Here is a 26512-nt window from a genome sequence, read left to right on the forward strand (position 1 = left end):
TAAAATGAATTTAGTCCCAAAGTTTATTAGAGCCATAAAAATGAAAAAGAAATTATCTTTTTTTATTTTTATGTGCATAGCAGCTATTCTTATTATAGGTTACTTTTTTCTGGAGAAGAAAATCTATACCGAAAGTGCTGCTATATTTTTATTTGTTTTAGCCATAATTCAGGTATTTGGTTTACAGTATTTCTTAAAGAATCAACTTAAAAACGACGTTATAAAGAATAGTTTAAGACTCCGAATTGATGGGCTGAAAGATAGTCTGGAGTCAGCTGAAAAACTTGCTGATCATAAATCTATTTATTTATCAAATATGAGTTATGAAATTCGTATTCCTCTAAATACTGTTCTGGGGATGCTAAATATGTTGAATCAGACAGATTTAAATTCTGATCAAAGAGCTCAGGTTGAAATAGCTGAATATTCATCAAAGCATTTATTACAGCTAGTGAATATGGTAACAAATAATGCTGAGGTAGAACAAGGAGGCGTTAAGCTTAATCTTGAAACGGTCGATTTAAAAGCAGATTTATCAAAATTGTTTAAGATTTTTGAGTATCAAATGTTAGATAAAGGTCTGGACTTTGAGTATAAATTTTTATCAGAAGCGAATGATAAATTTTTGGTGCTTGCTGATATATCTCGGATTCAACAAGTTTTAATTAACTTAATTAATAATGCCATTAAGTTCACTAATTCAGGAAAAATTTCTGTCATTATTGATCAAACTGTAGGGATTGATGATGCTCAAATTATTACGTTTTATGTTAAAGATACAGGAGTTGGTATGAGGCAAGAAGAAGTAAAACGTGTACTGGCATCTTCACAATTAAACTATGATACTTCTATGATGAAAGATTATAGAGGAGGGGGGATTGGTCTTTCCATTTCTAATCAGCTGGTTAAGCTTATGGGGGGTGATTTAAAATTAGAGACTAAAGAAAATGAAGGTTCTGCCTTTTATTTTAGTCTTCAGCTTAAAAAAACACTTAGTCTTAAGGCAGATGTCGCAGAAACGAAGCCTGTTTTTAAAAATAGGTTTAGAGTTTTAGTTGCTGAAGATAATGTAACTAATCAAAAAGTAATTAAGTTTTTATTGGAGCGGCAAGGAGCAGACTGTACTTTTGCAAAAAATGGTGTTGAGGCCTTGGATTTATATAAAATTCTTGATTTTGATATGATTTTCATGGATATTTATATGCCTGATATGGATGGGTATCAAGCAACTAAGTATATTAAACAGACTAAAAAATTCGATTCTCGTAAAACACCAATAATTGCGGTTTCCGCAAGTGCTTTTGAAGAGGATATAGAAAAGGCCAAACGTGCTGGTATAGATGAATTTCTTGCAAAGCCAATTGAAGTAGCAAAATTAAAAGCCTTACTTATTAAGTATTCCAATACAAAAGTAAAGGCTTAGTTTTTATTTTACAGCAATAACGCTAATTTCTACATTTACATTTTTTGGTAATCTAGCTACCTGAACAGTCTCACGAGCTGGTGCACTAGCATCTTCAAAATAGCTTCCGTAAACTTCATTAATCATACTGAAATCATCCATATTGCTTATAAAAATTGACGATTTTATAACATGATCAAAATTCATATGAGCAGCATCAAGTACAGCCTCCAAATTATTCATAACTTGAGTGGTTTCCTTTTTGATATCATCTACAACAAGTTTACCTGACTCTGGGTTAATTGCAATTTGTCCAGATGTGTACAAAGTGTTTCCAGTTAAAATGGCTTGATTATAAGGTCCAATAGGAGAAGGGGCATTTTTAGTCGTTATTATAGTTTTCATATCTCGTTATATTTGATTTACTGTTTTCGGATGTATTCCAGCATTTTCTTCCAATGTTATTTACAATTGAATGTCTTGCTGTCTACGTTTTTCGTATTTTAAATCCTGAAGCATACTTGCCTTAATACCAATAAAGAAGTTCCATGACTTATATGTACCAAAAGGGGTCCAACTAAAATTCATTCTCCAACTTTGTAAATCACGAGCAAATCTAAGCTGAGTAGGTGTAAACCCCGCATTTTTAAAATCATAACCTGAAGAACCACCAATAGACCATTTTTCAGTAAGCTGAATATCTCCAGAAAACATAAGGGAATGTGATGATATTTCATTCTGCCTTCTGGTATTGGAATAATTTACGGCATAAGCTAACCTTAAACTCCATGGTATTTTATGGTTATAAAAAGCCTCAGGTTTCTTTTCATCATCATCATCTTCTTCAACATTAGTTTTTTGAGCCCTAGAAAAATCTTCAGATACACCAAATAAATCATCATCTCGTCCACCTCCCGCTTCGTTTTCTTGCATGTTTTGACGCTTACCTTTTTTGTCGCCTCCTTTATTAGAAAAAGCCCAACTTGCTGTTAAGTTACCACTAGTTAATCTAAAAAGACTTCCGCCATTATCAATATTGAAAACATCTATCTTTTTGTTGTTATTATCTAAAGCATAAGGATCTAGAGTTGCACCAAAATTAAGGCTTAATTGATTGTTGAATAGTTGAGTTCCACCAGTCATTCTTAAAGGGCTCCAATTCAAAGAATCTCCTGCAACATTATATGCTGTTGAAAAATTCAAGTTATTCAATAGTATAACTTTTTTGGCTTCGGTTGCTGTACTATCCTTATCCCTCACTTTTGCTTCAAAATTATTTGATAACGACATGCCTACAGAACTAGAAAAAGTCTTGTTTGGTGTACCAAAAATACTTTCTTCAAAACGCGTGTATTCTACTTCCCCAGAAGTATTACCATCGGCATCAATAACTTCATAGGTGTCATAATACTTCTGAAAAGAAGGATTGATATTATAACTTATTGAAGGACGCATGACATGGCGTATTGCCTTTATTTTGGTGTCTTTGCCTTCTTTTTCAAAATTAAACATACCATAAATGGTCGTTCCAACACTTGTACTGAAACCATATGTTCTAAACGAATCGAAACCGTTTACAGTTTCGGTAACCTCTTCTTCTTCGATGGGGTCATAATATTTGTTTACCGTTTTAAAGGTCCAAACTTCATTGTAGTTTGTACTGGCACTTACACTAAAATGTTTAAAAACTTTAAAGTTGGTAGTTAAAGGTACGGAATGCTGAAACCCCGCTTTAGCATCATCAAACATCCCCGGTTTAAAGAACAAAGAATCTGTGGTTTGAATTCTATTCTCTCCACGGAGGTTATATTGAAAATTCACATTTTGAATAATCCCCTTTTTCGATCCCGATTTAGAAGCAAATGGATACATTCTTCCTATGCTACCTTGAAATGTAGGGAGGGTCATGTTAATTTGCTGTGTTTGAGTGTTTTGCGAATGTGAAGCCGTAAGACTAAAGTTTACCTGCGGCTCGCCTTGAAATGTTTTAGAGTAAGAAACAGAAGAAGCTAATGTATTATTAAGTCGGTTAGGAACATTTACCTGATTATTTGATTGTCGATAGTAGTTGCTACTACCAAGATTTACGGATGCAGAAAACCTTGAGTTCGGATTGGCTTTAGAATCCTGACTATGGCTCCAACGTACATTATATATGGTGCTTTTGGCGTAATCTGGGAAACCGCGCTCACTTTGTATAAAACTTTCATATCTCAAACTAAAATTCCCTCTAAACTTATAGCGTTTTGCATAGATGTTTTCCAAACGAAGCGCCCAACTGCCGTTGGTATAATAATCTCCTAAAACGGTTAAATCTACATAATCATTTATAGCAAAATAGTAGCCTCCATTTTGTAAAAAATAACCACGATCATTTTGTTCTCCAAAAGTAGGTATGATTATACCTGATGTTTGTTTTTCAGTTTGTGGGAAAAATCCAAAAGGTAAACCAACAGGAGTAGGGACATCATATATAAAAATATTAGCTAAACCTGTTACAATTTTTTTCCCTGGTACTACTTTTGCCTTTCTTAGTTTTATATAATAATCTGGATCTTCTAAATCTTCAGCAGTGGTATATTTTGCATTTCTAACAAAATAAACCGAATCATTTTCCTTTTTTGTTATTTGAGAAATGACCGTGCCTTCTCCTTGTTCTGTTTTAGAATTATAGATTAATGCCTTTTGACTTTCCGTATTAAAAATAATAGAATCGGGCTCAACAACATTGCCGCTTTGTGTAAATACGGGTTTTTGAGTGTATGCGTCAAGCGTATCAACAATACCTTTGGCATATACGGTATTTGTGCTATAATCAATGGTAATTCTTCCAGCCTCAATTTTCATATCGCCATATTCAATCCGTGCTTGATTATACAAGTATAATTGATGTAATTTATTATTGAATAACGTATAATCTTCAGCATGATATACAACAATGTCTTCCAAAAGCTCTTTTTTAGGCTTTATGGAATCCGTAATAACTGAATCTTGTCTCTTTTCTGGGAGTTCTGGGATCTCTAAACTATCCGAACTTATAAGTATGGTTTCAGTATGAATATCAATAGGCTCTATAACCTCTCGTTCTATTATTTGTCCCCTGTTAGGGATGTCTTGGGCGTAGCTAAACGTGTTGATAAACACTGTAAAACTTAATGCAAAAAGTATTTTAAAGTTGTTTGTACGCAACGCTTTTAAATGTATTTTTGTAAAAGTATGGCTCGGTTTTTGAAAAGCCAAAATTACATATATTTTTCTGTGATTGATTTAATTATCAATTAAAAATTTAAATTAAAAATTAAGCTCATTTTAATTGAGTAACAAACCGAGTTTTTTAGTCGTTTAAACATATAATAAACAGCTCTTAAATGGAGTGGGATAACAAATGCTAAGGTTTAAAATGAACGATTAAAAAAATAATAAATTACTACATGAAAACGAACAATATATTATATTTAGTATCAATTATAATAGTATTAACATGTTCATCTTTTATTGAGTTAGGAGAAATGAACACAGGTAAAAAATTTGTTGTTGTATTAGATGCTGGACATGGAGGAAAAGACCCAGGTAATCTGGGTAATGGCTATAAAGAAAAGGATATAGCTCTTAAAATTGTTTTGGCGGTAGGTAAGGAGTTAGAAAAGAATAAAGATATAAAGGTGATTTATACAAGACAAAAAGATGAATTTATTGATCTTTTTGTTCGTGGTAAAATAGCTAATAAAGCTAAGGCAGACTTGTTTGTTTCTGTTCATTGCGATTCGCATCATACGCAGGCTTATGGGGCAGGTACATTTGTACTGGGAACACACAGAAATAAAACGAATTTTGAAGTGGCGAAAAAGGAAAACTCTGTAATATTCCTTGAGGAGGATTACGAGAAAAATTATGCTGGTTTTGATCCGAATTCACCCGAATCTGTAATGAGTATATTATTAAGTCAAGAGGAGTATTTAGATCAAAGCATCAAGCTAGCAGGGTTAATCCAAAATAATTTTGCAAATAAGCTTAAACGTAAAAACCGTAAGGTAAAGCAGGCTGGTTTTATTGTTTTGCATCAAACAGTTATGCCAAGTGTTTTAGTAGAGTTAGGTTTTTTAACCAATAAAAGGGAAGGGGCTTATTTAAGCTCTAAAAAGGGGCAGGTAGAAATGTCAACTGCTATAAAAGATGCGATTATAGAATACAAGTTAGGATTAGATAAAAATATTACCGATTATACTATTTTAAATACAACAGAAGAAACTATAGCCAATGGACAGAAAGAAATAAGAGGCGTAACGTTTAGGGTACAAATTTCAGCAAGTTCGAAATCTTTAGAGACTAAACCATATAATTTTAAAGGTTTATCTGAAATTTCAAAAATTCAGGAAGGTAGCTTATACAAATATTTTTATGGGAACTGTTCAAATTATGAAGCGGCAAACCGTTTAGTACAAGAAGCTAAAAGCAAAGGTTATGCATCCAGTTATATAGTGGCTTTTAAAGCAGGAAAGAAAATCCCTTTGTCTGAAGCTTTAAAATCAACTTCTAATTAGTCTAGTTCTTTTTAAAATTATATTAAATTTGTTTTTCAAACATAGCTATTTTGAAAATAACCAGAGAAGTTAAAACAGGTATACTCGCAATATTAGGAATCATTCTTTTTATTTTTGGGTTTAATTATTTAAAGGGTGAAAATTTACTAAATTCTTCCCGTGTTTTTTTTACAGAATATGAGAATGTTGAAGGTTTGGTAGTTTCAACGCCTGTAACAATAAGTGGTTTGCCTGTAGGTAAAGTACTTGATATTTATTTTAAAGAAGATGGTTCAGGAAAAATAGTGGTTAAGCTCTTAGTTGATAGTGATTTTGAGTTTTCTAAAAACAGTAGTGCCGAACTTTATGAAACTGGTCTTATTGGAGGGAAAGCTATTGCTATTATGCCAGCTTTTGATAACGCCGCAATTGCTAAATATGGAGATTATCTAAAAGGCGGTAAAAAAGCAGGCTTAACCGATTTGGTTAATCAAAGGTTAACGCCACTACAGGAAAAAATTGAAACCATGATGGCAAGTGCCGATGAGCTACTCCATAACTTGAATGACGTTTTTGATGAACAAACAAAAGATAATTTAAAGAAGAGTATTGCAGAACTTAGTTCAACAATGGCTTCGTTTAAAAATACATCGACATCTCTTAATAAGATGATTCAAGATAATCAAGAGCATATTGATAGTGTTTTAACAAATGCAAGTAGGATTACAAGTAATATGGCCGATATCACTAAAACGATATCCGATTCTAATATAGATGAAACTATTAAAAGTTTGGAGGAGACTTTAAATAGCTTTAATAAGACACTTACAGCCATGGATAATGGAGAGGGAACTATGGGTAAACTCTTAAAAGATGAAGAGTTATACAATAATCTTGCTGGTGCTACTAGTGAGCTTGAAGCTTTATTAAAAGATATAAAGTTGCATCCAAAACGCTATACTAGAGTATTATCTAAAAAAGAAATACCTTACGAAGAAGAGGTTGAAGACACTAAATAATCATGCAGTATCTACCAAATATTTTGTTTGCAATAATTCTAATAGTAGCTATTGGCTATTTTGCTAAAAATGTAAAAAGCCTTATTCGAAATATTAAGCTTGGAAAAGATACTGATGTTAGTGATAATAAACCACAACGTTGGAAGAATATGATAATGATTGCCTTAGGGCAAAGTAAAATGGTACGTCGACCAGTTTCGGGAATTTTACATGTTATCGTATACGTTGGATTTATAATAATCAATATGGAAGTTCTAGAAATCATTTTAGATGGTTTATTTGGAACACATAGAGTTGGATTAAGAGTTTTACCTATATCGGTTTATGGGTTTTTAATAGGCACTTTTGAAATTTTAGCATGTTTAGTTTTTGTATCCGTAATTATATTCTGGATTAGAAGAAACATTATAAAATTGGCACGCTTTTGGAAAAGCGAAATGACCAGCTGGCCTAAGAATGATGGAAATTTCATTTTGTATTTTGAAATGGTATTGATGTCTCTGTTTTTAATTATGAATGCCGCAGATTTACAATTTCAAGCCTTAGATTCTGGAAATATTATAAGCAAGCATATAGCGCTCTGGTTTAGTGGGTTTTCTGATAGTGCATTACATACAATTGAAAGAGGGGCGTGGTGGTTGCATATTATTGGTATTCTTACTTTCTTGAATTACCTGTATTTTTCAAAACACCTACATATACTACTAGCATTTCCAAATACGTTTTACGGCAACCTGAAGCCAAAAGGTCAAATGACAAATGTTGAAGCAGTAACCAAAGAGGTTATGATGATGATGGACCCAAATGCAGATCCATTTGCAGCACCAGAAGAAGGCGCAGAAGAAGATGTTCCTGAAAAATTTGGAGCTAGTGACGTGCAAGATTTAAATTGGGTACAATTGCTTAATGCATATACTTGCACAGAATGTGGGCGTTGTACAAGCGAATGTCCTGCAAACCAAACCGGCAAGAAGTTATCACCGCGTAAAATCATGATGGATACTCGCGACCGCCTAGAGGAAGTGGGGAAAAATATAGATGCCAATAAAGGTGAATTTAAAGAAGACGGTAAGCAATTACTTAATGATTATATATCTACAGAAGAGTTATGGGCTTGCACCTCGTGTAATGCCTGTGTAGAAGCCTGCCCTGTAAGTATCGATCCCTTATCTATTATCTTAGAGATGCGTCGTTATTTAGTGATGGAACAGTCAGCAGCTCCAACAGAATTAAATAACATGATGACTAATATCGAGAATAATGGAGCACCATGGCCGTATAATCAAATGGACAGACTAAACTGGAAAAACGAATAATAAGTTAATTTGGGCGTTACCCAAAGGGGGCGGGCTTTCGCAAGTCGCTTTCAAAGAAGAGCTCCAACAATTGCTCAATCCCTAACGCAAATACGAACTACAATATATCAAGCATATGAGCGAGACACTTAAAGTACCAACAATGGCCGAATATATGGCTCAAGGAAAACAACCGGAGGTGTTATTTTGGGTAGGTTGTGCTGGAAGTTTTGATGATAGAGCAAAGAAAATAACAAAAGCTTTCGTAAAACTTCTAAACAATGCCAATGTAGATTTCGCAGTTTTAGGTACAGAAGAAAGTTGCACAGGAGACCCAGCCAAACGCGCAGGAAATGAATTTTTGTTTCAAATGCAGGCTGTAACCAATATAGAAGTATTAAACGCTTACGAGGTAAAAAAAATAGTAACCGCATGTCCGCATTGTTTTAATACAATTAAAAATGAGTATCCTGGTTTAGGAGGAACATATGAGGTTATGCATCATACACAGTTTTTAAAAACATTACTGGATGAAGGTCGTTTAACTATTCAAGGAGGTAAGTTTAAAGGTAAGCGCATTACATTTCACGATCCCTGCTATTTAGGACGTGCAAATAACGTTTATCAAGCACCAAGAGATTTAATTCAGAAATTAGAGGCTGAATTAGTAGAAATGAAAAACTGCCGTAAAAATGGATTATGCTGTGGTGCAGGAGGGGCTCAAATGTTTAAAGATGCCGAAAAAGGAGATAAAGAAGTAAATGTTGAACGTACCGAACAGGCGCTAAATATTAAACCAGAAATTATTGCAGCAGGATGCCCGTTTTGTAATACCATGATGACTGATGGTGTAAAAGCCAAAGAAAAAGAAAGTGATGTTGATGTTATGGACATTGCAGAACTTATAGCAAACGCACAAGATTTATAATTCATAAAATCATAAATAGTAACCTATTAATTTAAAAATGCTAGTAGATTTTAATACATTACCAGAAGAATCAAGAGTTTGGATTTACCAGGCTAACCGTTCATTTTCAGAACAAGAACTTGAAGAGATTCAAGTCAAATTAAATACGTTTATTGAAAACTGGACAGCGCATGGTGGAGATTTGCAAGCGGGGTATACTATTAAATATAAGCGATTTATAATATTAGGTTTAAACCAAAGTATGAATGCTGCTACGGGGTGTTCTATTGACGCCTCAGTTCATTTTATTCAACAATTAGAGAAAGAGTACAACGTCGATTTAATGGATAAAATGAATGTGTCTTACAAGCAGGGGGAGTATGTAGCCTATAAGTCCTTATCCGACTTCAGAAAGATGGCTAAAGATAAAGCCATCTCAAAAAATACCATAGTTTTTAATAATTTGGTGACCAATATTTCAGAATTTAATGAAAACTGGGAAGTTCCGGCAAGCGAGAGTTGGCATAGTCGATTTATAAAATAATACGGAACCGTTTGATAAATATTAAATTTCAAACGGTTTTTTTACGATTTTTATTATAATTAAGAATTATTCTAAATAAGGTTGGTGTTTTCTTTTAAGAGAATCTAATTTAATTTCAGACAAAATAAATGAGGCGTTTAAGAAAGTATACGCTGATATTGATGCGATTGAAACAAGCTTATATGTTGCAATTGCAGATGATAAAACGAAAGTAGAATCATTGCATAATGATTTGTTTGATTTGGTAAAATACTTTTCTGTAGATGCTGCAAGTATCTTATCTGTTTCGGTATTACCTACGGATAATGATGGAGATTAATAAAGGAAACAATTCATCTTTAATGTAGTTATCTTTAGTTATATGGTTTTAAAAACTTTATAAATCTGTCTTAAAGTCTTTTTATCTTCTTTTAAAAGTGTTAATTTGGCACGGTTATTAGTATTTGTAATACTATATAATTGTCTTAACGAATTCCTTATATGCGCCAAATTTACTTATTACTATTTGTTTTAACCTCAGCGGTTTATAGCTTTAGTCAAAATATAAAAAATCCTTTATTATCTGAAGATATATCGGCTCAACAAAAATGGGTAGATAGTGTTTATGCTTCCATGACTTTGTCTGAGAAAGTAGGACAGTTATATATGGTTCAGGTCATGTCTAATCAGAGCGATGAGGATAAGAAGAAAATTAAGCAAATTATCCAAGACTATTGTATTGGTGGAATTATTTACTCGAAAGGTGGTCCTTATAGACAAGCCAAATTAAATAATGAGCTTCAAGAATTATCAAAAGTGCCTATGTTAATAGGAATGGATGCTGAATGGGGGTTAAGTATGCGTTTGGACTCAACCTATGCTTTTCCTTGGAATATGACTTTAGGTGCCATAAAAGATAATAAATTGGTTGAGCAAACCGGAAGACAAATAGGAGAGCATTGTAAGCGTTTAGGAATGCACTTCAATTTTGCTCCTGTTGTAGATATAAATACGAATCCTAAGAATCCCATAATAGGTAATCGTTCGTTTGGAGAAGATAGGGATGATGTGACAAAAAAGGCTTTAGCGTTTATGAAGGGTATGCAAAGTGCGGGTGTTTTGGCGAATGCGAAACATTTCCCCGGTCATGGAGACACAGATCAAGATTCTCATGAAACCTTACCAACTATTAGTTTTACCGAAAAACGTATTGATTCTATCGAATTATATCCGTACAAAAAACTAATCAGCGAGGGGCTTTCAAGCGTTATGGTAGCACATTTAAATGTACCAAGTTTAGAAATTAAACAGGGTTACCCTTCATCATTATCAAAGCATATTGTTACCGATATTCTAAAGGAAAAATTAGGTTTTAAGGGTCTTATATTTACCGATGCACTCACCATGAAAGGTGCGGCCGACTTTGATGAAACTGGAGCAATTGATTTAGTAGCTTTTAAAGCAGGAAATGATGTTATGCTGATGTCTGAGGATGTTGGTTTAGGTGTAGCCAAAATTATGGAAGCTTTTGAGAATGGGGAAATTAGTGAAGCACGTTTAGAGCATTCTGTTAAAAAAATTCTTCAAGCAAAATATAAGGTAGGTCTTAATAATTATGAGCCAACCTCTATAGAGGATCTATCTCATGATTTAAATAGGTTAAAAGACGATATACTTAATGAAGAGTTATTTGAGAATGCCATTACTATTGTCAAGAATGAAAACGATTTATTACCAATAAAAGATCTTGAGACTAAAAGTATTGCTTATGTAAAGTTGGGTGACGATTCAGGATCTGCATTTTTTAAAGAATTAAAAAAATATGCCAAAGTACATGCTATACAAGCGGATAACTTAGACAATTTAGAAGGAAAATTACAGCGATATAATTTGGTTATAGTGGGGTTTCATCGATCAAATGCTAATCCATGGAAATCATATGAATTTACTAAGGAAGAGTTGAGTTGGTTGGAAAAAATTTCAAAAAAGCACACGATTATTTTAGACGCTTTTGTAAAACCCTATGCACTTTCAGATTTAAAAAGCATAGATCACATTGAAAGCATTGTTGTTAGTTATCAAAATAGCCAAATAGCTCAAGAAAAATCGGCACAAATAATTTTTGGAGCGCTTTCATCTAAAGGCAGGTTACCCGTATCCATAGGAAATCATTTTCCACTGTACTCTGGAATATATAATAATGAGCTTAAGAGGTTGAGTTATACTGAGCCAGAACGTGTTGGTATGAGTTCTGAAAAATTGAAGAAAATAGATTCCGTGGCCAACTATGCTGTCAAAAAAAAAATGACTCCCGGGATTCAACTTCTAATCGCAAGAAAAGGTAAGGTTATTTATAACAAAAACTTTGGGAAACATACCTATGATGGAAAAGAAAAGGTTGGGTTTGATGATATCTATGATGTAGCATCTTTAACCAAAATATTGGCTACCCTGCCATTAACAATGGAGTTAGAAGAGCAAGGGGTAATATCTCTAGATTCAAAATTACCAGAATTACTTTCAGAGTATACGGACTCGAATAAGTCTAACATTACCGTAAAGGAAATGTTATCGCATTATGCAAGGTTAAGACCATGGGAACCTTTCTATTACCATACGTTAGATTCGGTAACCAAAATGCTTAATGAAAAGTATTATAGATTTAAAAGTTCAGATTCCTTTAATATTGAAGTCGCTAGAAATATATTTTTAAGAACTGATTATCAAGACTCTATTTCAAAGATTATAAAAGATTCTGAGTTGTTAGATAGATTGAAATATCGTTACAGTGATTTTCCTTATTATATTTTAAAGAAATTTATTGAAGAACATTACGACAGAACATTGGATCAAGTGGTGCAATCTCACTTTTATGAATCTTTAGGAGCAAATTATACGATGTATAATCCGTATCATAATATTAGCAGTAAAAAAATAGTCCCTACAGAGGTTGATGATTATTATCGACGTCAAAAAATACATGGTTACGTTCATGACATGGGTGCGGCAATGCAAAACGGCATAGGTGGACATGCAGGTGTTTTTAGTAATGCAAATGATGTTGCCAAAATTATGCAAATGTATTTACAGAAAGGATTTTATGGAGGAAAACGTTATTTAAAACCTGAAACTGTGGATAAGTTTAATACCTGTTATTTTTGTGATAACGATAATAGAAGAGGAATTGGTTTTGATAAACCGCAGTTGGGAGATGCAGGCCCTACATGTGGTTGTATTTCTATGACTAGTTTTGGTCATTCCGGATTTACGGGTACTTATGCATGGGCTGATCCCGAAGAGGAAATTGTTTATGTATTTCTGGCGAACAGAACGTATCCTAATGCTGGGAAGAATTTACTTTTGAAAGAAAATATTAGAACAGAAATACAACGTTTTATTTACGAAGCGATTGTAGACTAAAATACGTAAAGTTTCAAATTATAAGTATTTAAAGTTAAATTTTGGCCATATATAATTTAAGGCACTTAAAAAGAAATAAATGAAAATAGCTATTGTTTGTTATCCAACATTTGGAGGTAGTGGTGTTGTAGCAACAGAGTTGGGTTTAGAGCTTTCTAAACGCGGTCATGAGATACATTTTATAACCTATAATCAGCCGGTAAGGTTAGAATTGATCAGCCATAATGTACATTATCATGAGGTAAACGTTCCAGAATATCCATTATTTCATTATCAACCTTATGAGCTAGCATTGTCCAGTAAATTGGTCGATATGGTTAAGCTTCATGGCATTGAAATTTTACATGTCCATTATGCGATTCCCCATGCGTATGCCGCTTATATGGCTAAAAAGATGTTGCAAGAAGAAGATATTTATCTACCTATTGTAACAACTTTACATGGAACAGATATTACCTTAGTTGGTAGTCATCCATTTTATAAACCAGCGGTAACATTTAGTATAAATAAATCAGATGCGGTTACAGCTGTATCTCAAAGCTTAAAAGACGATACATTACGTTTATTTGATATTAAAAATGATATACATGTTGTTCCTAATTTTATAGATTTAGAGAAACATAACCTTCATGGATTTAAAGATTGCCAAAGAGGTATGATGGCACAGGATGATGAAAAAATAATTACGCATATTAGTAATTTAAGGCCTGTTAAGCGAGTACAAGATGTAATAAGTGTATTTTATAATATTCAAAAGGAAATGCCTGCAAAACTCATGTTTATTGGTGAAGGCCCTGAAAAGGAAAAGGTAGAGTTACGCTGTCAAGAGTTAGGAATACTGGATAAGGTAGTATTCTTTGGAAAAAGTAATGAAATTGATAAAATATTATGTTTTAGTGACTTGTTTTTATTGCCATCACTAACAGAAAGTTTTGGTTTAGCGGCTTTAGAAGCTATGGCATCGGGAGTTCCTGTAATTTCAAGCAACACAGGTGGGATTCCGGAAGTTAATATTCATGGAGAGTCTGGGTTTTTGAGTCCAGTAGGTGATATTGAAGACATGACTAAAAATGCTCTGTATATCCTTAAAGATGAAAAGCGATTAAAAACTTTTAAAAACAATGCAAGAAAGCAATCTTTGAATTTTGATTTGCATGCTATCGTTCCAAAATATGAAGCTATTTATGAAGATACTTTAGCTAAATGTTTAGTCTTGTAATATCGTTTAAGTAGTTACAATTCGTTGATATTCTTTTTCAGAAATGATATCTTTATTGCTATCCAATCTATCCAAAAAGACTGTGCCGTTTAAATGATCATATTCATGCTGAAAGATTCTTGCTATAAAACCTTCCAGAGTTTTTGTTACCGTTTCTCCTTGCTGAGTTGTATAAGTGACCTCTATTGATTTACTGCGGTTTACATGACCGCGAATACCCGGAATACTAAGGCAACCTTCCCAATCTTTTTCTTTGTCCTTGCTGTAATTTAATATGGTTGGATTAATTATAGCAAGAGGTTCTGTTTTGGGTGCATTCGGGTAACGCTTACTAGGTTTCGACGCCATTATAAATACGCCTAGGGAACTGTAAACTTGCGGACCAGCTATACCTAATCCATTGGCATCTTTTACAGTAGTCATCATGTCCCTTATCAGGTTTAAAAAATCTACGTCAGTAATATTTTCAACCTCAGTTGTTCTCTCTCTTAAAATGGGAGCGCCTAAATGAGCTATAGGTAATATATTAGCCATAATATTACTAAACTAGACGTGCTGGTCAATTAAAATGGTATTTCCGTCAGGATCAGTAAAAACAATACTAGCAGGACCGCTGGTGCTTGTATCTGCTTCTTGAATTAATGAAATATCTTTGTTCTTTAAATGACTTTGAATGTCTCTAACATCATCAAAATCTGTTAAAGTATTTGCACTTTCATCCCAACCAGGGTTGAATGTTAAAATGTTATTTTCAAACATACCTTGGAATAAACCTATAAGCGAATTTCCATTTTTCATTATGAGGTAGTTGTTCTCAATATCTCCAGCAAAAACAGAAAACCCTAAATTTTCATAAAATGTTTTTGATACTTTGATATCTTTTACACTAAGGCTAACAGAAAATGCTCCTAATTTCATGATTTAGTTAATTGTGATTATAATAATAAAGATATTAATAATTACCTGCCTGAAGCTCTATTGTTAGAAAAATGATTTATTCACCTTCAAGAATTTGAGTATACAAACCATAGCGTTCAAAAATGTCTTTAACATAAGACACGGGTTCAATACCGTGCACGTAACCATACTTTATTTCAGGTTTAGTATAATACTTTCTATAGGTTAATTTTAGCATGGCTTGTTCTACATGTTCGGTCCAAATATTTGGATTTCCATTTTCCAACTTAGTTAAAGTTACAGCATCTTTAACATGGCTTAGCCCTGCATTATAACTGGCCAATGTAAACTTGATGCGTTCATTATCATCTGTTATCATATCCCATTCATTCCATAATTGCTTTAAGTATCTCGTTCCAGCCTTAATACTTTCTTCAGGGTTAGATGTGTTTAGTACACCCAAATCTTTAGCCGTAGAAGGCATTATTTGCATTAAGCCGTGTGCATTTGCCCAACTTGAAGCATTGGGATCGAATCTGGACTCTTGAAAAATTTGACTGGCTAATAGTACCCAATCCCATGGTAAATTTCGCGCATATTTTTTAATTAACTCATCATAGGGGCTTAGTTTTCCTGTTTCATTTAGGAAATAATCACTGTCAATATGCTTAGTAATGCTTCTTCGGTTTTTGAAATAACGATTATAGATTACATGAAAGTCTGTAGTTTTTTTCATGCCGTCAATCCATATGTTTAATTCATTTTTTAAGTTAGACGTATTTTGTCTTAATACCCAAGATGCTTTCTGAGATAAGCTTACAGGTGTAGAAATATCTAGGTTTTTAAAATGATAGGTGTGCATTTTAGCCAGAGTGTTATCGGCTATTGTATATTTTATTTCTCCTTTGCTTACCATTCCAATTAACTCGTCGGTAGTAATGTTAGAGTCAACTTCATCAATATAAATTTCACCTCCAATTTCATCCATAAGGTTTTCAAGTCTCATTTTATATGAAGAGTAACGACGTACACTTACCGTATCGTTTATTAGTTCTATAGCGTCTTTTTTAAGCTGCTTATTTATCTCATGAAGTTTAAGCTTTCTCCAATTTTTTGGTTTTTTTTGAACCAGCACTTGTTTGGTAAGATAGAGGTAATTAGTAAAATCGAATCTTTTTTTTCTGCTTATAGTTGGTGTAAAACCGTGTGCAACAATATCGCCTTTACCAGTATTAAGCCAATCGGCTAAAACATCAAAGTCTTTAGCCACAATTATTTCTAATTTTACTCCAAGGTTTTCAGTAAAACGCTTTAAAAGTTCATATTCAAAACCCATAGTTTCTCCCCTATAAATAAAAAAACTTGTGGGGCCTCCAACTACTATAGCTTTTAGAACACCTCTTTTTTTAATGGCATCTAAGTCAAAATTAATGGGTTCGGAAATGCTTTCCTTATTAAAAGCTAAATCATCTTCAGTAATGTTTTTATCAGAATTACAAGATAATAAAAGAACAAGTATCAACGGAAATACATACTTTTTCAGGATCATATTGGCATGGTTTAATGCTTTAATATACGAAGCTTAGCATAGAAATGAAAATGAGTAGATATGTAAACGGATTAAAAACAATATTATAAAGTATAATTGTTCGTTGTATTTGTAATGAATATTATTCATAAAAAAAGCACCTTAATAGGTGCTTTATAAATTATGTTAAGTGAGTTTGTTAATTAAATCGATATCTAATATTCAAACCAAACCCTCCCCATTCAAAATCTGTATTTTCAACAATCCAGAAGGTAGGACGGTAATCAATACCTATTGAAATAGGTGAATCAAAAGTATATTCCAAGCCTATTTCTCCACTAGCTCCCAGCAAAAACTTATCGCCAAAATAAGCTGAAGGACCTACGCCTACGTACCAATTAAGGTTATCTTCACCCAATGGTTTATAAATAAGGTCCCAAAGTGCATCTAATCCAACACCGTCACCAAATGATACATTTGCATGAATTCTACCAGAGCCTGTTTCAAAAACACCATCAACGGCTACATTATTTTTACCTGAAACTTGACCAAATCGAATACCTAATTCTTGGGCATTCATAGCTATAGAGGACAGAATAAAAACACTTAAAATTAATTTTTTCATAAGTTTGATATTATCTGTGTTAGTAATGAAATATCCTTTTTTTAAAGTATATTTCAAAAATAGTTTTCTATTACAAAAATAGTACGAATTTAGCTCACAAAACAGCAGATACAGAACAAATTTTAACTTATGTTATTAAGTGCTTTACGATCGGAATTTTCCGGTGAATTGTTTTTTGATGATTTAACAAAATCCATTTACGCTACAGATGCTTCTGTGTATAGGAAGTTGCCTTATGGCGTTGCTTACCCAAAGACTGAAAACGATATTAAGCTACTTATTGAGTTTGCCCAACATAATAATACATCATTAATTCCAAGAACGGCAGGAACATCATTGGCGGGACAATGTGTAGGTGAAGGTCTTGTTGTTGACGTGTCGAAGTATTTTACTAACATTATTAAAGTAGATGAAAAAAATCAAACAGTTACTGTTCAGCCGGGGGTTGTTAGAGACGCTTTAAATAATTACCTAAAACCTTTTAATTTATTTTTTGGGCCTAACACTTCCACTTCTAATAGGTGTATGCTTGGTGGTATGGTTGGTAATAATTCTTCTGGCACAACGTCCATACAGTATGGTGTTACGCGTGATAAAGTGTTAGAGATTCAAGCGATTTTAAGTGATGGAAGTCATGCTATTTTTGGTAGTTTATCTAAAGAAGCATTTCAAGATAAATTAAAGAATGAAGACCTAGAAGGGCGTATATATAAATCTATTTTTAATGAGTTAAAACCTGATATGGTTCAGAAACGAATCAATGAGCAATTTCCAAAACCAGAAATTCATCGTAGAAATACGGGATATGCTATTGATGAGCTTATAAAGACGAATGTTTTTAGTGAATCAAAAGAGTCATTTAATATGTGCAAGTTACTTTCGGGAAGTGAAGGGACCTTGGCTTTCACTACACAAATGACTTTAAAGTTAGATAAGCTTCCACCTTCAGAAAGTATTATGGTTGCGGCCCATTTTGATAGTATTGAAGGTTGTTTAAAAGCAGTTGAGCCTGTAATGAAACATAATTTGTACACCTGTGAAATGATGGATAAAACCATATTGGATTGTACAAAGCATAATAAAACTCAGCAAGAAAACCGATATTTTATTGAGGGAAACCCTATTGCTATTTTAATGTGTGAAGTTAAAGCTGACACAAAAAGGGAGGTTGATGTACTAGCAAATCAGCTTTTAAAAGAGATTCAAGATACTAAATTGAGTTATGCCTATCCAGTTTTAAAAGGCACTGATATTAACAAAGCTGTTAATTTAAGAAGTGCAGGTTTAGGTTTATTAGGAAATATTGTTGGTGACAAAAAAGGAGTGGCCTGTATTGAGGATACTGCTGTAGCTCTGCCAGATTTAGCTGAATTTATTTCTGAGTTTACGGAGTTGATGAAAGGCTATAAACAAGATGCTATTTATTATGCGCATGCAGGTGCAGGAGAGATTCATTTAAGACCCATTTTAGATTTAAAACAAACGAAGGATGTAAATCTTTTTAGAAAAACAACTACCGATGTAGCTCATTTGGTAAAGAAGTATAGGGGATCAATGAGTGGTGAACATGGCGATGGTATTGTTAGAGCTGAGTTTATCCCATTAATGATTGGCGAGGCAAACTATGAAATTTTAAAGCGCATTAAAAATGCATTTGACCCAAAGCATATTTTAAACCCAGGGAAGATTGTTAATGCCTTTCCAATGGATGAATCTTTAAGGTATGAACCAGGTAGAGAAGAACCTGAAATAGAAACGCTTTTAGATTTTTCGAAATCACAAGGTATTTTGCGTGAGGCTGAAAAGTGTAATGGTTCAGGTGATTGCAGAAAATTGCCTGAATTTGGAGGTACCATGTGCCCGAGCTATAGAGCCACAAGAAATGAAAAAGATACCACAAGAGCGCGGGCAAATGCCTTGCGTGAATTTTTAACTAATTCTGATAAAAAAAACAGATTTAATCATACTGAACTCAAAGATGTTTTTGATTTATGTTTGAGCTGTAAAGCATGTTCCACGGAGTGCCCTAGTAGTGTTAATGTAGCTGCATTAAAGGCGGAATTTCAATATCAGTATCAGAAAAGTAATGGAGTTTCTTTAAGAACAAAGTTATTTGCTTATAACACGCAACTTAATAAATGGGGGAGTGCTGTCCCTAGTTTAACAAACTTTGTATTTTCAAATAAGGTAACCTCTAGTTTGTTAAAAAAAGGTTTTGGAATTGCTAAAGCCAGAAGTTTACCTTTAATTTCTAAAACGAATTTGAAGAGGTTCTATCGAACTTTTAGTCATGAACCTAAGAATGAGATATATATTAAGACTGTATATTTATTTAATGACGAATTTCTAAACTACCTCGATACCGAAATAGGGGTTGATGCTCTTAAGCTTTTAGAAGCTTTGAATTATGAGGTGAAAATCATAGAAAGTGAGGAATCGGGTAGAACGTTTTTATCTAAAGGCTTATTAGATCAGGCAAAGAATTGTGCGGATAAAAATATAGCTATATTTAAAGATGTTATTACTAACGATACACCACTTATTGGTATTGAGCCTTCAGCTATTTTAACGTTCAAGGATGAATATTTAAAATTAGCAGATGATAAAACTTCCGCGGAAGCGATCGCAAAAAACACGTTTTTAATAGAGGAGTTTATTCAAAAAGAAATAGAATTAGGTCATATTAAGCCAGAACAATTTACTTCAGAATCAAAAACGATTAAATTTCACGGGCATTGCCACCAAAAAGCCATGAGTAATCAGCTCTCCAGTTTTACTGTTTTAAACTTACCAATTAATTATAAGGTGACTATTATCCCAAGTGGGTGCTGTGGTATGGCAGGAAGTTTTGGCTACGAAAAAGAACATTACGAGGTAAGTATGAATATTGGCGAACAAACTTTATTTCCCGCTGTTAGAAAAGCTCCAGAACACACTATTATAGCAGCTAATGGTACAAGTTGTAGGCATCAACTAAAAGATGGAACGCAACGGGAGGCTAAACATCCTATAAGTGTTTTAAGGGAGGCATTAATTTAATTGGAACTATATATATTATTTAAATTTAATCACTTTTCCTTGAGTAAGCAATTCTTTGGCTTCATTCCAACTAGGCAATTCCTCAGCATCAATAGTGATTGTTCTAATTTCCTTAGCAATTTTTTTACTGGATTTCATGACTTCTAAATGCGCTCCTGAAAATGCAAAATCTTTTAATTCTTCCTCGTTATTCCAAAGAGTCATGGTGTAGTGCTTGGTCCAGACCCCTGTGTTTTTAAAGGCTTTACAATCTGTGACTTTTAATTGCCTTACAATTTTTAAGGCAAGCCTTGATAATAAGAAAAATTTAAAAGGGCCTTTTAATTCTATCAAAGTGATTGTTGCTTTCATAACCTAATAAGTTTTAAAGCAAATATATTCATTCTTTATTCTCTTGAAATGCGATTTGTTTTAAAACCTATTAACAATCAACTACCTATGTTTCTTATCTGGCTGATCAATAATAGTTATAGCTGCTATTAAATCTTTAGCTTCTAAATTTTCAATATTATCTTGGTCATCATCAATAATAAAAGGGGCTAATTTATCTTTACTGAAATTATAGATTTTCCAACGTTTAAACTGATATTCCAAAGCTGTGAAATTTTCTACCCAATCACCAGAATTTAAATAGGTAGTTTTGCCGTATTTATTTTCAAAAACTTTCATTTTGGGTTGATGTATATGCCCGCAGATTACATGATCATAACCATTTTCAATGGCGAGTTCTGCAGCTATTTTTTCAAAATCATTAATATATTTTAGTGCACTTTTAACTCCGTTTTTTACTTTTTTAGATATGGAATAGCGCTCTTTGCCACGTTTCTCCAAATACCAATTAAACAGCCTGTTTATTAAGGTTAATGCATTATAGCCGTAGCTTCCTAATTTGGCAAGCCATTTAGCATGTTGTATAGACATATCAAAAACATCGCCATGAAAAAACCAGGCCTTTTTTCCATGTAACTCTAGTACGGCTTTATCAACAATGGATATGTTTCCAATCGTTGTATTACTAAACTTCCTCAGCATTTCGTCATGGTTTCCAGTAATATAAATCACTTCAACACCATTGGAAGCCATGGTCATTATTTTTTTTATCACTTTTAAATGTGATTTTGGAAAGTAACGTTTGCTAAATTGCCAAATATCAATAATGTCGCCATTTAGTATTAACTTCTTTGGCTCTATACTGTTCAAATAAGTTAATAAATGCTTGGCATGACAACCATAGGTACCTAGGTGAACATCTGAGATGACTGAAATTTCTAGTTTTCTTTTTATATTCAATGTGGTTAACTTTATACTTTACAAATAACAGATCTGATTATTAATTTATCATTACGCGATAATTATATAATTATCAGGGATTTGTTAAAAAAGGGTTACCAATTCTTATTAGAATAAATAAGTAACAAGAGTCTATTTCATTTCCTTATTTCTAGGAATAGCTTTATTTTAGCCAAAAATTGAAATTATGGCTGGAAATTCTTTTGGAAAACTATTTAATCTAACCACTTATGGGGAATCTCACGGACCTGCTTTGGGGGGTGTTATTGATGGGTGTCCTTCAGGTATTGAGTTAGACTTGGATGAAATTCAAAACGAGTTAAACCGAAGAAAACCAGGACAATCTGCTATTGTAACACAACGTAAAGAACCAGATACGGTAAAGTTTCATTCAGGGATTTTTGAAGGCGTAACAACAGGAACTTCAATTGGTTTTGTGATTGAAAACACAAATCAAAAATCGCATGATTACTCGCATATCAAGGATAGTTACAGACCAAGTCATGCCGACTATACCTATGATAAAAAATATGGTATTAGAGATTACCGTGGTGGTGGACGCAGTTCTGCTCGCGAAACGGCTTGTAGAGTTGTTGCCGGAGCCATAGCTAAACAAATACTTAAGGGTATCGAGATTCAAGCCTATGTTTCTGGAGTGGGAACCATGCAACTTAATAAGCCATATACAGATTTAGATTTGACTCAAATAGAATCTAATATTGTGCGTTGTCCAGATCAAGACATGGCCGCAAAAATGGAAACTTATATAAAAGAAGTGCGTGGTAAAGGCGACACTGTCGGTGGAATTGTAAGCTGCGTTATTAAAAATGTGCCCGTAGGCCTTGGTGAGCCCGTTTTTGATAAGTTACATGCCGAATTAGGTAAAGCTATGTTGTCTATAAACGCTGTAAAAGGTTTTGAATATGGTAGCGGATTCCGTGGAAGTACCATGTATGGTTCCGACCATAACGATGCTTTTAATAATGATGGGTCTACAAAAACCAATTATTCTGGCGGTATTCAAGGTGGAATAAGTAACGGTATGGATATTTACTTTAGCGTTGCATTTAAACCTGTGGCTACACTTATTCAGAAATATGAAACCATCGATAAAGATGGAAATACGGTTGAAATGCAGGGTAAAGGTCGTCATGATCCTTGTGTTGTGCCACGTGCAGTACCTATAGTAGAAGCTATGGCTGCATTGGTTTTAGCTGACTTTCATCTTATAAATAAGCTTTATAATTAGGAGCTATTTCCCGCTTTTCACTATATCTTTTTTGTGTTGAACTTGTTTAAGTATCTCATCATAAGAGTTAAGTACATTTTAATATAGTTTACAAACTAATATTTTTGATTGGGCACAAAAAAGGATGCCGTTTCAATCGGGGCTAATTCATCTGCCATGTCTTTTTAGGCTGAATGACCTCTTTCTTTTAATCATGTCATTACAAGGATTTAGGATGTGGTAATTGAATAGGTTTTGCTTAACTTTAAACTGAAAAATATACTTATCTTGTTCTCAACTTTTATGGCATCAAAAAGCATATGAAAAAACTAGCATTGCATTGGAAGATTATAATAGGAATGATTCTAGGAATCATTTTTGGTTTTATAATGAATAACGTAGATGGAGGTAAAGGTTTTGTGGCAGATTGGATAGCTCCTTTCGGGACCATTTTTATAAACCTACTTAAGTTAATTGCGGTACCTTTAATATTAGCTTCTTTGATAAAAGGGATATCAGATTTAAAAGATATTTCTAAAATAAAAACTATGGGTTTAAGAACCATAGGTATTTATATAGGAACAACTTTAGTCGCTATTATTATTGGGTTAAGTATAGTAAATACAATAAATCCAGGCAATGGCATGCCTCAAGAGACCATAGAAAAAATCAAATTAAAGTATGAAAATGATGCCGGGGTTACAGATAAATTAGCAAAAGCATCTGCCCAGAAAGAAGCAGGACCACTTCAAGCTTTAGTCGATATTTTCCCAAGTAATATATTTAAATCGTTTACCGAGGCTTCTATGCTTCAGATTATTTTCTTTGCTTTATTTGTTGGGATTTGTTTGTTGCTAATAGGAGAAAAAAAGGCAAAACCTTTGGTAGACTTTTTTGATTCTTTAAATGAAGTCGTCATGAAAATGGTTGACCTCATTATGCTTTTTGCGCCATATGCCGTTTTTGCTCTTTTAGCCAATGTGATTATTGCTTTTGATGATACCGAAATTCTTATCAAACTATTATGGTACGCACTCTGTGTTGTTGGCGGACTCATTTTAATGATTGGTTTTTATCTTTTACTTGTAAGCTTATATGTAAAAAAATCACCATTATGGTTTTTACAGCAAATTAGTCCAGCACAATTATTAGCCTTTTCTACGAGTAGTAGCGCAGCAACACTTCCTGTAACTATGGAACGTGTGGAGGAACATTTGGGTGTTGATAAAGAAGTTTCTGGGTTTGTTTTACCAGTAGGGGCCACAGTAAATATGGATGGAACTAGTTTGTATCAAGGTATTGCTGCTGTTTTTATTATGCAAGTTATTTGGCCTGAGGGCTTAGTGTTTTCTAATCAACTCGTTATTATAGTTACGGCATTATTGGCGTCCATAGGGAGTGCTGCCGTACCAAGTGCTGGACTTGTTATGTTGGTTATTGTTCTTGAATCCATTGGTTTTCCGGCAGAGTTATTACCCATAGGAATTGCGCTTATTTTTGCCGTAGATAGACCGTTAGATATGTGCAGAACCGTTGTTAACGTTACAGGAGATGCCACCGTTTCTATGATAGTGGCAAAGTCTTTAGGGAAATTACATGAACCAAAGCCTAAAGAATGGGATGATAATTATGATGAAGTGAAATAAAATTTTTAACTTTAAACATAAGTAAATAACCTAAAACAATTTCAATATGAATGTGTGTTTTATCATGTACCCTTGGGAAGATATTGATCCTGAGAATGACACAACTTTGGCTTTAATTAAAGAATGTGTTAAAAGAAGTCATGGTGTAGCTATGTGTACACCAGCAAGTTTAACTATTAGAAATAGTGTAACAACGGCTAATTGTACTGTAGTTGGCAGGTTCGAGAAAACACCTAGTTCATTAAAATCGTTTTATAACAAGGCTAAACTAAGAGAAGAGATGCTACCTCTAGCTGGTTTTGATGTAATTTTCTTCAGAGCAAACCCACCATTAGATCCTTTAATGTTAAACTTTTTAGATTCTGTTAAGGACGATGTGTTTATTATGAATTCCTTACAAGGTATGCGTGAGGCTAACAATAAGTTGTATACGGCTGCTTTTGGTGATAATCATAGTAACATTATTCCAGCAACACACGTGTCAAAGAGTAAGCGATACTTAATAAGACAGATTAAGGAATCTACTGCAGACAAAATGATATTAAAGCCTTTAAACGGCTTTGGAGGTTCTGGTGTAATACTAATTGAAAAGTCTGCAATGAGCAATATTAACTCGCTATTAGACTTTTATATTAATAGTAGTGATGGCAAGTCTAACTACGTGATTTTACAAGATTATATTGAAGGTGCAGATCAAGGAGATATTCGAATACTTATGCTTAACGGAGAACCTGTGGGAGCAATGAAGCGTGTTCCTGGGAATGATGATCATCGTTCAAATGTATCTGCTGGCGGAAGTGTGCAAAGACATAGTCTTACTAAAGAAGAAAAGGCATTATGCAAGCAAATAGGACCTAAGCTAGTTAATGATGGACTGTTTTTTGTTGGTATTGATGTTATTGGAGGTAAACTGGTTGAGGTCAATGTTATGTCTCCAGGAGGTATCACTTATATCAATAAAGTTTATAAACTAAAAACTAAAATTGAAGAAAAAGTAATTGATTTTCTTGAAATGAAAGTACTTGATAAATTAGAGGCTTTTGATAGGCGTACTAGATTGCGCAAAGCCGTAGAAGATGCATAGTTATTTAGTTGTTTTTTATTAATTGAGTGTCGACTTTAGTTTTCAAAATGAATTTAATGATAAAATTATCTACTCCAATTGTTTCTGCAGAATGGCTTCATCAAAATAGGTATGCTGAAAACCTTATCATTTTAGATGGAACCATTAATAAAGTATTTAACAGTACTCAATTTCAAATTCCAAATGCGCGATTATTTGATATAAAGAAGAAATTTAGTGATAGCTCTAACCCTTTTCCAAGTGCCTTTCCTTCTAAAGATCAATTTCAAAGTGAAGCCAGAGCATTAGGTATAAATAATAATAGTGCTATTGTGGTATATGATGATAAGGGCATTTATTCTAGTGCGCGTGTCTGGTGGATGTTTTTAGCTTTTGGATTTAGTAATGTAGCTGTTTTAAATGGTGGTTTTCCAGCTTGGAATAAAGAAGGCTTTGCAACTGAAAGCATGACTAATTATCAAAGTAAAAAAGGGAACTTTGATGCAGTTTTACACTCTAATTATATGCAGTTTTTTGATGCTGTTAAGCAAGCTTCAGAAGATAATACACATACTATCATTGACGCCAGATCTTCGAGCAGATTTCAATGTCAAGAGCCTGAACCTAGACAAGGGCTGCGTATGGGAACAATACCAAATTCAGTGAGTTTGCCGTTTACCGACTTAATGGAAGACGGTATGCTAAAACCCAAAGGAGCATTAGAAAAAGCGTTCTATATGCTAGCACAAAAAGATGATGCTATTATCTTTTCTTGTGGATCGGGTATAACGGCTTGTGTTCTGGCTTTAGGAGCCACAATTGCCGGTTATAATAATATTTCTGTTTATGATGGCTCATGGACAGAATGGGGAAGTTTAGTAAAGGCATAGG

The 26512-nt window shown here is 33.5% G+C and carries 21 protein-coding genes; 13 read left to right on the forward strand and 8 right to left on the reverse strand.

Going from position 1 to position 26512, the window contains the following annotated elements:
• Positions 1-40: 40 nt before the first annotated feature.
• Positions 41-1423, forward strand: a complete 1383-nt coding sequence (locus Q0857_RS08475) for a response regulator (RefSeq protein WP_298533802.1) — start codon at positions 41-43, stop codon at positions 1421-1423.
• Positions 1424-1426: 3 nt separating this feature from the next.
• Here Q0857_RS08475 and Q0857_RS08480 read toward each other — a convergent pair whose 3' ends face one another.
• Positions 1427-1807 carry a RidA family protein gene (locus Q0857_RS08480; protein WP_298533805.1) on the reverse strand — a complete coding sequence of 127 codons (381 nt, stop codon included), beginning with the start codon at positions 1805-1807 and terminating at the stop codon, positions 1427-1429.
• A 60-nt stretch (positions 1808-1867) separates the two neighbouring features.
• A complete protein-coding gene (locus Q0857_RS08485) occupies positions 1868-4642 on the reverse strand; it encodes a putative LPS assembly protein LptD (RefSeq protein ID WP_298533808.1) in 2775 nt (924 codons plus the stop codon).
• A gap of 191 nt (positions 4643-4833) precedes the next feature.
• Between Q0857_RS08485 and Q0857_RS08490 the strand changes: the two genes are divergently transcribed.
• From Q0857_RS08490 to bshA, 7 genes are all read left to right on the forward strand, one after another.
• Positions 4834-5943 carry an N-acetylmuramoyl-L-alanine amidase gene (locus Q0857_RS08490; protein ID WP_298533810.1) on the forward strand — a complete coding sequence of 370 codons (1110 nt, stop codon included), beginning with the start codon at positions 4834-4836 and terminating at the stop codon, positions 5941-5943.
• A gap of 50 nt (positions 5944-5993) precedes the next feature.
• A complete protein-coding gene (locus tag Q0857_RS08495; RefSeq protein WP_298533813.1) occupies positions 5994-6941 on the forward strand; it encodes an MlaD family protein in 948 nt (315 codons plus the stop codon).
• A gap of 2 nt (positions 6942-6943) precedes the next feature.
• The gene (locus Q0857_RS08500; RefSeq protein ID WP_298533816.1) at positions 6944-8257 is read left to right on the forward strand and encodes a (Fe-S)-binding protein; all 1314 of its coding nucleotides are present in this window, start codon (positions 6944-6946) and stop codon (positions 8255-8257) included.
• 115 nt (positions 8258-8372) lie between these two features.
• Entirely contained in the window at positions 8373-9164 is a 792-nt protein-coding gene (locus Q0857_RS08505) for a (Fe-S)-binding protein (RefSeq protein ID WP_298533819.1), read from the forward strand.
• Positions 9165-9201: 37 nt separating this feature from the next.
• Positions 9202-9687, forward strand: coding sequence for an ABC transporter ATPase (locus Q0857_RS08510; protein WP_298533821.1), 486 nt, complete (start codon positions 9202-9204; stop codon positions 9685-9687).
• 480 nt (positions 9688-10167) lie between these two features.
• On the forward strand, positions 10168-13086 hold the full coding sequence (locus Q0857_RS08515; protein ID WP_298533823.1) for a glycoside hydrolase family 3 N-terminal domain-containing protein: 2919 nt from the start codon (positions 10168-10170) through the stop codon (positions 13084-13086).
• 79 nt (positions 13087-13165) lie between these two features.
• The gene (bshA, locus tag Q0857_RS08520; RefSeq protein WP_298533826.1) at positions 13166-14305 is read left to right on the forward strand and encodes an N-acetyl-alpha-D-glucosaminyl L-malate synthase BshA; all 1140 of its coding nucleotides are present in this window, start codon (positions 13166-13168) and stop codon (positions 14303-14305) included.
• A 6-nt stretch (positions 14306-14311) separates the two neighbouring features.
• Here the strand turns inward: bshA and def are convergent, their stop codons facing one another.
• The 4 genes from def to Q0857_RS08540 all read right to left on the reverse strand — a co-directional run bounded on the left by def (position 14312) and on the right by Q0857_RS08540 (position 17355).
• A complete protein-coding gene (gene def, locus Q0857_RS08525) occupies positions 14312-14839 on the reverse strand; it encodes a peptide deformylase (RefSeq protein ID WP_298533828.1) in 528 nt (175 codons plus the stop codon).
• Positions 14840-14851: 12 nt separating this feature from the next.
• Positions 14852-15223 (reverse strand): VOC family protein, encoded by a 372-nt coding sequence (locus Q0857_RS08530; RefSeq protein ID WP_298533831.1) that lies wholly within the window; start codon positions 15221-15223, stop codon positions 14852-14854.
• Positions 15224-15299: 76 nt separating this feature from the next.
• Entirely contained in the window at positions 15300-16751 is a 1452-nt protein-coding gene (locus tag Q0857_RS08535) for a transporter substrate-binding domain-containing protein (protein WP_298533833.1), read from the reverse strand.
• 178 nt (positions 16752-16929) lie between these two features.
• A complete protein-coding gene (locus tag Q0857_RS08540; RefSeq protein WP_298533834.1) occupies positions 16930-17355 on the reverse strand; it encodes a hypothetical protein in 426 nt (141 codons plus the stop codon).
• A gap of 129 nt (positions 17356-17484) precedes the next feature.
• Between Q0857_RS08540 and Q0857_RS08545 the strand changes: the two genes are divergently transcribed.
• Positions 17485-20394: an FAD-binding and (Fe-S)-binding domain-containing protein gene (locus tag Q0857_RS08545; protein ID WP_298533835.1), complete on the forward strand. Its 2910-nt coding sequence runs from the start codon at positions 17485-17487 to the stop codon at positions 20392-20394.
• Between the two features lie 15 nt (positions 20395-20409).
• Here Q0857_RS08545 and Q0857_RS08550 read toward each other — a convergent pair whose 3' ends face one another.
• Both Q0857_RS08550 and Q0857_RS08555 read right to left on the reverse strand, forming a co-directional pair.
• Entirely contained in the window at positions 20410-20745 is a 336-nt protein-coding gene (locus Q0857_RS08550; RefSeq protein ID WP_298533837.1) for a DUF3291 domain-containing protein, read from the reverse strand.
• 81 nt (positions 20746-20826) lie between these two features.
• On the reverse strand, positions 20827-21684 hold the full coding sequence (locus Q0857_RS08555) for a UDP-2,3-diacylglucosamine diphosphatase (RefSeq protein WP_298533838.1): 858 nt from the start codon (positions 21682-21684) through the stop codon (positions 20827-20829).
• Positions 21685-21871: 187 nt separating this feature from the next.
• Between Q0857_RS08555 and aroC the strand changes: the two genes are divergently transcribed.
• The 4 genes from aroC to Q0857_RS08575 all read left to right on the forward strand — a co-directional run bounded on the left by aroC (position 21872) and on the right by Q0857_RS08575 (position 26511).
• The gene (gene aroC / locus Q0857_RS08560; protein WP_298533839.1) at positions 21872-22933 is read left to right on the forward strand and encodes a chorismate synthase; all 1062 of its coding nucleotides are present in this window, start codon (positions 21872-21874) and stop codon (positions 22931-22933) included.
• Between the two features lie 299 nt (positions 22934-23232).
• Positions 23233-24558: a dicarboxylate/amino acid:cation symporter gene (locus tag Q0857_RS08565; protein ID WP_298533840.1), complete on the forward strand. Its 1326-nt coding sequence runs from the start codon at positions 23233-23235 to the stop codon at positions 24556-24558.
• A 46-nt stretch (positions 24559-24604) separates the two neighbouring features.
• Positions 24605-25642, forward strand: coding sequence for a glutathione synthase (gene gshB / locus Q0857_RS08570; RefSeq protein ID WP_298533842.1), 1038 nt, complete (start codon positions 24605-24607; stop codon positions 25640-25642).
• 56 nt (positions 25643-25698) lie between these two features.
• On the forward strand, positions 25699-26511 hold the full coding sequence (locus Q0857_RS08575) for a sulfurtransferase (RefSeq protein ID WP_298533843.1): 813 nt from the start codon (positions 25699-25701) through the stop codon (positions 26509-26511).
• Position 26512: the final 1 nt, after the last annotated feature.

The sequence above is a fragment of the uncultured Algibacter sp. genome, from assembly GCF_947495925.1.
GTDB lineage: Bacteria > Bacteroidota > Bacteroidia > Flavobacteriales > Flavobacteriaceae > Algibacter_E.

Excerpts from the sequence above, each read along its gene's own strand:
- Q0857_RS08475 (WP_298533802.1), top strand. The coding sequence starts at position 41 with ATGAAAAAGAAATTATCTTTTTTTATTTTTATGTGCATAGCAGCTATT.
- Q0857_RS08480 (WP_298533805.1), bottom strand. The coding sequence starts at position 1,807 with ATGAAAACTATAATAACGACTAAAAATGCCCCTTCTCCTATTGGACCT.
- Q0857_RS08490 (WP_298533810.1), top strand. The coding sequence starts at position 4,834 with ATGAAAACGAACAATATATTATATTTAGTATCAATTATAATAGTATTA.
- Q0857_RS08500 (WP_298533816.1), top strand. The coding sequence starts at position 6,944 with ATGCAGTATCTACCAAATATTTTGTTTGCAATAATTCTAATAGTAGCT.
- Q0857_RS08505 (WP_298533819.1), top strand. The coding sequence starts at position 8,373 with ATGAGCGAGACACTTAAAGTACCAACAATGGCCGAATATATGGCTCAA.
- Q0857_RS08510 (WP_298533821.1), top strand. The coding sequence starts at position 9,202 with ATGCTAGTAGATTTTAATACATTACCAGAAGAATCAAGAGTTTGGATT.
- Q0857_RS08515 (WP_298533823.1), top strand. The coding sequence starts at position 10,168 with ATGCGCCAAATTTACTTATTACTATTTGTTTTAACCTCAGCGGTTTAT.
- bshA (WP_298533826.1), top strand. The coding sequence starts at position 13,166 with ATGAAAATAGCTATTGTTTGTTATCCAACATTTGGAGGTAGTGGTGTT.
- def (WP_298533828.1), bottom strand. The coding sequence starts at position 14,839 with ATGGCTAATATATTACCTATAGCTCATTTAGGCGCTCCCATTTTAAGA.
- Q0857_RS08530 (WP_298533831.1), bottom strand. The coding sequence starts at position 15,223 with ATGAAATTAGGAGCATTTTCTGTTAGCCTTAGTGTAAAAGATATCAAA.
- Q0857_RS08535 (WP_298533833.1), bottom strand. The coding sequence starts at position 16,751 with ATGATCCTGAAAAAGTATGTATTTCCGTTGATACTTGTTCTTTTATTA.
- Q0857_RS08540 (WP_298533834.1), bottom strand. The coding sequence starts at position 17,355 with ATGAAAAAATTAATTTTAAGTGTTTTTATTCTGTCCTCTATAGCTATG.
- Q0857_RS08545 (WP_298533835.1), top strand. The coding sequence starts at position 17,485 with ATGTTATTAAGTGCTTTACGATCGGAATTTTCCGGTGAATTGTTTTTT.
- Q0857_RS08550 (WP_298533837.1), bottom strand. The coding sequence starts at position 20,745 with ATGAAAGCAACAATCACTTTGATAGAATTAAAAGGCCCTTTTAAATTT.
- aroC (WP_298533839.1), top strand. The coding sequence starts at position 21,872 with ATGGCTGGAAATTCTTTTGGAAAACTATTTAATCTAACCACTTATGGG.
- Q0857_RS08565 (WP_298533840.1), top strand. The coding sequence starts at position 23,233 with ATGAAAAAACTAGCATTGCATTGGAAGATTATAATAGGAATGATTCTA.
- gshB (WP_298533842.1), top strand. The coding sequence starts at position 24,605 with ATGAATGTGTGTTTTATCATGTACCCTTGGGAAGATATTGATCCTGAG.
- Q0857_RS08575 (WP_298533843.1), top strand. The coding sequence starts at position 25,699 with ATGATAAAATTATCTACTCCAATTGTTTCTGCAGAATGGCTTCATCAA.